The organism is Pseudomonas sp. JDS28PS106 (assembly GCF_036706555.1).
Taxonomy (GTDB): domain Bacteria; phylum Pseudomonadota; class Gammaproteobacteria; order Pseudomonadales; family Pseudomonadaceae; genus Aquipseudomonas.
Genome location: NZ_JBAJGT010000019.1, coordinates 71,564 through 79,055 on the forward strand (window position 1 = coordinate 71,564; position 7,492 = coordinate 79,055).

The 7,492-nt window shown below is 60.1% G+C and carries 6 protein-coding genes; 5 read left to right on the top strand and 1 reads right to left on the bottom strand.

What is annotated here, in order from left to right; translation table 11 throughout:
- The first annotated feature begins 90 nt into the window (after positions 1-90).
- From TRP66_RS22035 to TRP66_RS22050, 4 genes are all read left to right on the top strand, one after another.
- Positions 91-294: a hypothetical protein gene (locus tag TRP66_RS22035; protein WP_333407181.1), complete on the top strand. Its 204-nt coding sequence runs from the start codon at positions 91-93 to the stop codon at positions 292-294.
- A 149-nt stretch (positions 295-443) separates the two neighbouring features.
- On the top strand, positions 444-1,478 hold the full coding sequence (locus TRP66_RS22040; protein ID WP_333407183.1) for a GlxA family transcriptional regulator: 1,035 nt from the start codon (positions 444-446) through the stop codon (positions 1,476-1,478).
- Positions 1,479-1,726: 248 nt separating this feature from the next.
- Entirely contained in the window at positions 1,727-2,824 is a 1,098-nt protein-coding gene (gene nspC / locus TRP66_RS22045) for a carboxynorspermidine decarboxylase (RefSeq protein WP_333407185.1), read from the top strand.
- Positions 2,825-2,852: 28 nt separating this feature from the next.
- Positions 2,853-4,097 carry a saccharopine dehydrogenase family protein gene (locus tag TRP66_RS22050; RefSeq protein WP_333407196.1) on the top strand — a complete coding sequence of 415 codons (1,245 nt, stop codon included), beginning with the start codon at positions 2,853-2,855 and terminating at the stop codon, positions 4,095-4,097.
- Between the two features lie 76 nt (positions 4,098-4,173).
- Here the strand turns inward: TRP66_RS22050 and TRP66_RS22055 are convergent, their stop codons facing one another.
- Positions 4,174-5,235, bottom strand: a complete 1,062-nt coding sequence (locus TRP66_RS22055; RefSeq protein ID WP_333407187.1) for an acyltransferase family protein — start codon at positions 5,233-5,235, stop codon at positions 4,174-4,176.
- Positions 5,236-5,641: 406 nt separating this feature from the next.
- On the opposite strand from TRP66_RS22055, the gene TRP66_RS22060 reads away from it, so the two are divergent.
- Positions 5,642-7,315, top strand: a complete 1,674-nt coding sequence (locus TRP66_RS22060; protein WP_333407189.1) for an ABC transporter substrate-binding protein — start codon at positions 5,642-5,644, stop codon at positions 7,313-7,315.
- The last annotated feature ends 177 nt before the right edge of the window (positions 7,316-7,492 follow it).

A 7,492-nucleotide genomic window follows, 5' to 3' on the forward strand; every position in this document is an offset into this window, starting at 1 on the left:
TCCGCCGCCTCGCCCGACTCAACCGCGAGCGAGGTGGCGAATGACATGCTGTTGAGGTATAGCTCTGGAAACATCACCGCGAGAACCCTCATGAGCAGCCCGTACCGAGACGAAGCCGAACGGCTCGAACAAGCGTTCGCCGACGCTTACGACGCCTACCGCAACCACATGGCCTCCACCCCCTATCCCGCCACCCCGGAAGAATGGGCCGAGCACGACCGCTACCGCGATCGCGTCTCCCAGGCCAGCGCCGAGTGGGGGCAGTACTGCTCGGATAACAAGCATTTGCGGTAATACCTGAACGATCCGGCCAGGTTTCTTCGCCTGCATCATCACCACCTACGCTTCTGCGCATCGGGTGACCTTATACTCTTGTCCTGCCCCACAGTGCGTTCAACGACGCCCACGGAAGGCTCGCGGTTATCAGGTGTGGAAGAAACAGCATGGCAAGCGCATTCGAGAGCGTACTCAAGAACAAGAATATGGCCTGGCGCGGGCCGGGCTGGGCGGTGAAGCCGGACAAGGCCACCGCTCGGGTCGCGTTCGTGCTCATGGACAATTTTTCCATGATGTCTTTTACCGGTGCCGTGGATGCGCTGGTGACCGCCAACCTGATGAGCGACGAGCCGCTGTACAAGGTGATTACCGTTGGCGTTTCGGGGCGTCAGGTCACGAGTGATCTGGGCATCGTCATTTCCGCGGATGCCGAACTGTCCGAACTGGACGACGAGCAGGATATGGTCATCGTCGCAGGCGGGTTTCGGGTCCGTCTGCAGGCCGAGCCGCTGCTGCGGCGCAAGCTGCGAGGCAATGCCGCTTCCGGGGCGGTGCTGGGTGGATTGTGGAACGGCGCATTCTTTCTGGCCGACGCGCAGTTGCTCGATGGCTTCGAGTGCGCCTTTCATCCGGAAGGACGGGCGATGATGGCTGAGCTCTTTCCCAGAGTGACGGTGTCCAAACGGCCTTACGTGGTCGATCGCGGGCGGGTGAGTTGCGCGGGTGCCAACAGTTCGTTGCGCATGATGCTCGAACTGATTCGCCAGAGCGGCGGGCAGGCGGTGGTCGGCGCCATCGAAGAAGTGTTGCGCTGCGATGAATCCGGCAATGCGCCGGACCTGCCTCCGGTATTTGTCGAAAGCGATCCGACCTTGCCGCAGAGCCTCAAGCTGGCGCTGGAGCTGATGGCGCAGAACATCGAAGAGCCGCTGACCATCGATGAGCTGGCGGACTGCATCGACATTTCCAAGCGGCAGCTGGAGCGGCGTTTCTGTCGATTTCTGGGTGCGACGCCAACCCGCTATTACCTTGAACTGCGCCTGACCCGTGCCCGCCAGTTGCTGCAACAGACCAACCGCTCCGTCACCGAAATCGCGGTGGCAACGGGCTTCGTCAGCACGCCGCATTTCCAGCGTAGATTCCGTGACTTCTTCGGTGTCCCGCCGGGGAATTACCGCAGCACCTACGAACGGCGCCATTGAGCCCATTCAATTGATCGCCAGCAAGCTGGCTCCTACCCCCCAGGTGGGAGCCAGCTTGCTGGCGATAAGGCAAAACCGTCACGCCTTTGTCATGCCTGATAGGCATGGTCAGCACTGTTTCTCCATCCAGTTGAACAAAATATGCTCAATGGCCTTTCGGTCGCCGTCGGTTATCGGCACAATTCGCGTCCGCTTTTTTCGGGAGGCCAGCGGACTCCTGTTGGCCGACCCCTATTACGGACAGCGCAATGATCAAAACGCCGTACTACCTCATCGACAAACAGAAGCTGCTGAAAAACCTGGAGAAGATTGCCTACGTGCGCGAGAACTCCGGGGCCAAGGCCTTGCTGGCGCTCAAGTGCTTCGCCACCTGGTCGGTGTTCGACCTGATGCAGCAGTACATGGACGGCACCACGTCCAGCTCCCTGTACGAACTCAAGCTGGGCAAGCAGAAGTTCGAAGGCGAGACCCACGCCTACAGCGTGGCCTGGGCCGACGATGAAATCGAAGAGATGATCGCCAACTGCGACAAGATCATCTTCAACTCCATCGGCCAGCTCGAACGCTACGCCGATGCCACCGAAGGCACCGTGCGCGGTTTGCGCGTCAACCCGCAGGTCAGCAGCTCCGATTACCTGCTGGCCGACCCGGCGCGTCCGTTCAGCCGTCTGGGCGAATGGAACCCGGAAAAGATCGAAGCTGTGATGGCCAAGATCACAGGCTTCATGTTCCACAACAACTGCGAGAACGGTGACTTCAACCTGTTCGACCAGATGCTGACCACCATCGAAGAGCGTTTCGGCGAGCTGCTGCATCGCGTCGAATGGGTCAGCCTGGGTGGCGGCATTCACTTCACCGGCGAAGGCTATGCGCTGGACGCGTTCTGCGCGCGGCTCAAGGGGTTCTCCGAAAAATACGGCGTGCAGGTTTATCTGGAGCCGGGCGAAGCGGCCATCACCAACAGTGCATCGCTGGAAGTGACCGTGCTGGACACGTTGTACAACGGCAAGAACCTGGCCGTCGTCGACAGCTCTATCGAAGCGCACATGCTCGACCTGCTGATCTACCGCCTCAACGCCAAGCTGGCGCCCAGCGACGGCGAACACACCTATATGGTGTGCGGCAAATCCTGCTTGGCCGGAGATATCTTCGGCGAATACCAATTCGATCGTCCGCTGACCATCGGCGATCGGCTGTCGTTCATCGACGCAGCGGGTTACACCATGGTCAAGAAAAACTGGTTCAACGGCCTGAAAATGCCGTCCATCGTAGTGAAACAGCTCGACGGCAGCGTCGAGGTGGTTCGTGAGTTTGGCTTCGAAGATTACCTGTCCAGCCTGTCGTAAGCTGGCGGTTATAGGAGAAATGAAGAAATTGAAGAAGAACGTACTTATCATTGGTGCAGGAGGTGTCGCCAAGGTGGTGGCCCACAAGTGCGCGCAGCACAACGACGAACTCGGTCGTATTGCTATCGCGTCGCGCAACATCTCCAAATGCCAGGCCATCATCGACAGCGTCAAGGCCAAGGGCAGCCTCAAACAGCCCGCTGATATCCAGGCTTTCGCCCTGAACGCGCTGGACATCGAAGCGACCAAGACCGTGATCCGCGAAACCGAATCGCAGATCGTGATCAACGTGGGTTCCGCTTTCCTCAATATGTCGGTGCTGCGCGCCTGCATCGATACCGGCGTGGCCTACCTGGACACCGCCATTCACGAAGAACCGGGCAAGATCTGCGAGACGCCGCCCTGGTATGGCAACTACGAGTGGAAACACCTCGAGGAATGCCAGCAAAAGAACGTCACCGCCATTCTGGGTGTGGGTTTCGACCCGGGCGTCGTGAACGCCTATGCCGCCCTGGCGCAGCAACAGCATTTCGACCGCATTGATTCGATCGACATTCTCGACGTCAATGCCGGCTCCCATGGCAAATACTTCGCCACCAATTTCGACCCGGAAATCAACTTCCGCGAATTCACCGGACAGGTGTGGAGCTGGCAGAACAGCCAGTGGACCAGCAACACCATGTTCGAAGTCAAACGCACTGACGACCTGCCGGTCGTAGGCTCGCAGAACCTGTACCTGACAGGTCACGACGAAGTGCACTCGCTGTCGAAGAACCTGGACGTGCCCAACGTGCGCTTCTGGATGAGCTTCGGCGAGCATTACATCAATGTGTTCACCGTACTGAAAAACCTCGGCCTGCTGTCCGAACAGCCGGTCAAGACCGCCGAAGGTCTGGAAGTCGTGCCGCTCAAAGTGGTCAAGGCCGTGCTGCCCGATCCCGCATCGCTGGCGCCGGGCTACAGCGGCAAGACCTGCATCGGCGACCTGGTCAAAGGCACCAAGGATGGCAAGGCTCGCGAAGTCTTCATCTATAACGTCGCCGACCACGCCGACGCCTACAGCGAAACCGACAGCCAGGGCATTTCCTACACCGCCGGCGTACCACCAGTCGCCGCCGCGCTGCTGGTCGCGCGGGGCGAGTGGGACGTCAAGCACATGGCCAACGTTGAAGAACTGCCCGCCGAGCCGTTCCTCAAGCTGCTGGACGTGATGGGCCTGCCGACCCGCATCAAGGACGAGCATGGCGACCGTCCTTGGGATCAGGCGATCTGAGCTTGATTAATCGCCAGCAAGCTGGCTCCTACACGTGACCTGTAGGAGCCAGCTCGCTGGCGATCCTCCTTCCGCTTCACCCCGCCTGCAACCGATTCAACAACGGCCCGCGCCACGCCATGCAGGGTTTTTCCAGGTAATGCCACGAAGCCGCCGCGGCGAGCAAGGCGATGGGCAGCGCCATCAAGGTCATGCGCCAAGGGCCAATGCCCGGCAGCGTATAGGCCAAGATCTCCTGTATCGGAAACGCCCACACGTACAGCCCGTACGAATAATCCCCACCGAGCCTGATCGGCAAGCGGCGAGCGCTGAATCCGACGTAGAAAGTCAGAAACGCCCACGCCAACACGAAGGCTTCATAAAAATATCGCTGGCCCAGACTCAGCGCCGCGACTGCCAATAACGGCAGCGCATAAACGCTGCGCAAGCGAATCTGCCGACGGAAGCGATACAAGGTCATGCCGACCACGAACGGCAGGCTCCACCGCAATAACGCATCGACCCGACCCACCGATTCCAGAAGACCGGTCTGACTCTGCATCCAGCGGATGGCGAAATAGAGCGCGATATAAACCGCCAGAAACAGACTGAACCGCCGGTTGTCTTCGAACAGCGCAACCTCGCCAGCAACGCCCACCAGCACATAGAACAACGCTTCGTAGAACAGCGTCCAGAGCGAGCCGTTGATGCCGGGGAACGGATTGTTTTCAAACACTCCCGGCAACTGAAACTGCATGTGCACCAGCGTGATGTTGTTCAGCACATAGCCATATGTCTGGGGATCGGCCAGGTAGCTGGCGAGCGGCAGTTGCGTAAACACCGGCCCGATCACCAGTGCGCTGAACAGCACCACCAGCATCAACCCCGGAAAGATCCGCAGCGAGCGAGCGGCGGCATAGTCCAGCGAGCCTCGGGCGCGGTCCCGGCTCATGGAAATGAAAAAGCCGGAAATACAGAAGAAGGTCACCACCGCGATCTCACCCAGCGTCAGCCCGAGCACCGATCGCAACGGCTCGTCAGCTTCCTCGCCTCCGGCAAGCGGAAATGAATGCGACACCAGCACCGCTGCAGCGGCCAGCAGGCGGATCAGGTTGAAATGGTTGTCACGACGGGACGACAGGTCAGCCAGAGTACCCATACGCACTCCTGATAAATGCGTGGATGAGGCGGGACTGCATCAGGCAAATCTAGGCGAGGGCGCGCCACTGTCGATGTTCGGCGTGATGTATTTTTCTATCAGGGTGTGGCGGTAATTTGGCTAAGCGCAAACGTGCCCCGCAGACTGTTTCAGCAGCTTGACTCGCGCGTTATAACCGACGGGCCAGGATGGAGCGCTACGTACCAAAAGATTGCACTAAGCCCTGTGCAGCACTACCCAAACGTCTGGATAAATTTCTCCGGCATTTTTTTGCCGCACTTAAATTTTTGAATTTGCAGGATTTTCCGAAAGCCCTAATAGCGTCCGTCTTTCCAAAGTGAAAAGTTGGTATGGCCGTTGCGTTAGCGCTATCAGCTCTCTTCACCGGACTGATGGGAAACTCGCCATGACGCATGCTTTTGCACCACGTGCACGCAGCTTTACCCGACTGGCTCTGGCCTGCTCCCTGGCAATCGGCGCGTTGTCGCCGCTGGCCGCGCTGGCCGATACCACGTTGCGGATCGCGATGACCGCCGGGGACATTCCGCTGACCCACGGTCAGCCGGATCAGGGCTATGAAGGCAACCGGTTTACCGGCATCACGATCTTCGACTCGCTGGTGGAATGGGACCTGTCACAGAGCGAAAAACCCAGCGCCCTGATCCCGGGGCTGGCGACTGAATGGACGGTCAATCCCGACGACCATACGAAATGGACCTTCAAGTTGCGTCCCGGCGTGAAATTCCACGATGGCTCTGCGTTCAACGCCGATGCGGTGGTCTGGAACGTCAACAAGGTGCTCGACAAACAGGCTCCGCAATACGCGCCAGGCCAGATTGGCGTGACCGTGTCGCGCATGCCTACCTTGCGCAGCGCAAAGAAGATCGACGATCTGACCGTCGAGCTGACCACCAGCGAGCCGGATGCGGTGCTGCCGTATAACCTGACCAACCTGTTCATGGCATCGCCCGCGGCCTGGCAGAAAGACTTTGCGGCGGTGCCGGCAACCGTCACCGATCCGGCCGAGCGCTCCAAGCAGGCCTGGACCGCCTTCGCCAGTCACGCCTCGGGTACCGGCCCGTTCAAGATGAATCGCATGGTGCCGCGCCAGGTGCTGGTGCTGGACAAGAATCCCGAGTACTGGGATGCCAAGCGCGTGCCCAGGGTCGATCACGTCGAGCTGATTCCGCTGCCCGAAGCCAACGCGCGTACTGCCGCGCTATTGTCCGGCCAGGTGGACTGGATCGAAGCGCCGGCGCCGGACGCCATCGATCAGATCAAGAGCAAGGACTTCAAACTCTACGCCAACGCCCAGCCGCACCTCTGGCCATGGCAGTTTTCCTTCGCCGAAGGTTCGCCCTGGCTGGACAAACGCGTGCGTCAGGCCGCCAACCTGTGTCTGGATCGCAGCGAGTTGAAGGCTTATCTGGGCGGCTACATGCAGGAGGCCACGGGGACTTATGAGAAAGACTCGCCGTGGTATGGCAACCCTTCCTTCAAGATCAAATACGACCAGGCCGCCGCGCAGAAACTCATGGGCGAGGCCGGTTTCAGCCAGAGCAAGCCGCTCAAGGTCAAGGTCCTCACGTCCGCCTCGGGCTCGGGGCAGATGCAGCCGCTGCCGATGAACGAGTACATCCAGCAGAGCCTCAAGGGCTGCTACTTCGACGTCGACATTGCAGTGACCGAATGGAACACCCTGTTCAGCAGCTGGCGTCTGGGTGCCAAGGACCCGGCCGCGCAAGGCGCCAACGCCATCAACGTCAGCGCGGCGGTGATGGACCCGTATTTCGGCATGGTGCGCTTCGCCAGTGAAAAGGCATTCCCGCCGGTTTCCAACAACTGGGGCTATTTCGCAAGCCCCGAGGTCGAGCGTCTGATCGGGCAAGTGCGTAATTCCTTCGACCCCAAGGCGCTGGACGACGCGGCGGGCAAGCTCAACGCGGCCATCGTCGACGAAGCGCCGTTCCTGTATGTCGCCCACGACGTAGGGCCGCGCGCGATCTCGCCGAAGGTGTCCGGCGTTGTGCCGCCGCAGAGCTGGTTCATCGACCTGACGCTGGTCTCGAAAAGGGACTGAGAAGCCTGAAGAGCGCGCAATCCAGCCCGTGGGAGCCAGCTTGCTGGCGACGCCGCACCGCGGAGTCTCTGACGGACCGCGTTGCCTGCGTCGCGAGCTTCGCTCCCTCCCACATGGACGTGTTGCCGGACGTAATAACTGTGGGAGCCAGCTTGCTGGCGATCGCCGCACCGCGGA